The sequence below is a fragment of the Thalassotalea sp. G20_0 genome (genome assembly GCF_017744175.1).
Lineage (GTDB): Bacteria > Pseudomonadota > Gammaproteobacteria > Pseudomonadales > Endozoicomonadaceae > Endozoicomonas.
Genome location: NZ_JAGHQV010000179.1, coordinates 1 through 1,717, shown reverse-complemented (window position 1 = coordinate 1,717; position 1,717 = coordinate 1). Strand labels below are relative to the sequence as shown.

At 54.5% G+C, this 1,717-nt stretch carries 1 protein-coding gene; it reads left to right on the top strand.

The features are described 5' to 3' along the window. A partial coding sequence (locus J7438_RS25340; protein ID WP_209278822.1) for a DUF1601 domain-containing protein occupies positions 1–1,717 on the top strand: 1,717 nt, incomplete at both ends.

Sequence of the window (1,717 nt, the reverse complement as noted above, 5' to 3'; positions counted from 1 at the left end):
TTTAATGCTCAGGGTATCGCCAACCTGCTGTGGGCCATGGCGAAACTGGTGGACAATGGGCAAGAGCAGACACCAAGGTTCAATGAAACCGTAGCCGTGCTGTTGCCCCATGTGAACGCACAGAAAGACCAATTTAATGCTCAGGGTATCGCCAACCTGCTGTGGGCCATGGCGAAACTGGTGGACAATGGGCAAGAGCAGACACCAAGGTTCAATGAAACCGTAGCCGTGCTGTTGCCCCATGTGAACGCACAGAAAGCTAACTTTAACCCACAGGAAAACGCCAACCTGCTGTGGGCCATGGCGAAACTGGTGGACAACGGCCAGGGGCGGACTCCAGGGCTCAACGAGGCTGTGGCTACACTATTGCCCCATGTGAAGGCACAGAAAGCCAGCTTTAACCTACAGGAAATCATCAACCTGCTGTGGGCCATGGCGAAACTGGTGGACAACGCCCAGGAGCGGACTCCAGGGCTCAACGAGACCGTGGTCGCGCTGTTGCCCCACGTGAAAGTACAGAAAGACCAATTTATTCCTCAGCATATCGCCAACCTGCTGTGGGCCATGGCGAAACTGGTGGACAACGGCCAGGAGCAGACACCAGAGCTCAACGAGGCCGTGGCTACGCTTTTGCACAACGTGAACGCACAAAAAGCTCACTTTAAACCACAGGAAATCGCCAACATAATGTGGGCCATGGCGAAACTGGTGGACAACGGGCAGGAGCGAACACCAGAACTCAAAGAGGTCCTGGTTGCGCTGTTGCCCCACGTGAACGCACAGAAAGCTCACTTTAAACCACAGGAAATCGCCAACCTGCTGTGGGCCATGGCGAAACTGGTGGACAGCGGGCAGAAGCAGACACCAGTGCTCAAAGAGGCTTTGGCCGCCCTGTTGCCCCACGTGAACGCACAGAAAGATCACTTTAAACCACAGGGTATCACCAACCTGCTGTGGGCCATGGCAAAACTGGTGGACAGCGGGCAGGAGCTAACACCAGTGCTCAACGAGGCCGTGGCCGCGCTGTTGCCCCACGTGAACGCACAGAAAGACCAATTTATTCCTCAACATATCGCCAACCTGCTGTGGGCCATGGCGAAACTGGTGGACAAAGGGCAGGAGCGGACACCAGAGCTCAAAGATGCCCTGGCCGCACTGTTGCCCCTCGTGAACGCACAGAAAGCTAACTTTAAACCACAGGAAATCGCCAACTTACTGTGGGCCATGGCAAAACTGCTGGACAACGGGCAGGAACGGACGCCAGAGTTCAATGAGGCCGTGGCCGCCCTGTTGCCCCTCGTGAACGCACAGAAAGCTAACTTTAACCCACATGATATCGCCAACCTGCTGTGGGCCATGGCGAAACTGGTGGACAACGGGCAGGAGCAGACACCAGAACTCAACGAGGCCGTGGCCGTGCTGTTGCCCCTCGTGAACGCACAGAAAGACCAATTTAATTCTCAGGGTATCGCCAACCTGCTGTGGGCCATGGCGAAACTGGGTGAACTCGTTGAGCTGAGCGTGGTTACCTCTACGTTCGAATCGCTTGTCTACAAAATCAGTGAAAACCCCCTGCTCTCTCAGCAAGACATATTGATGTCTCTCTGGGGAGTAATGGTATGCTGTGCCAGGTTGTCTCTAGTCTCCAATGCCAATAAAAATCTTGAAAAGCACATGCATGACCTGTTTACTCGCCTGGATAATACATCCCCAGATA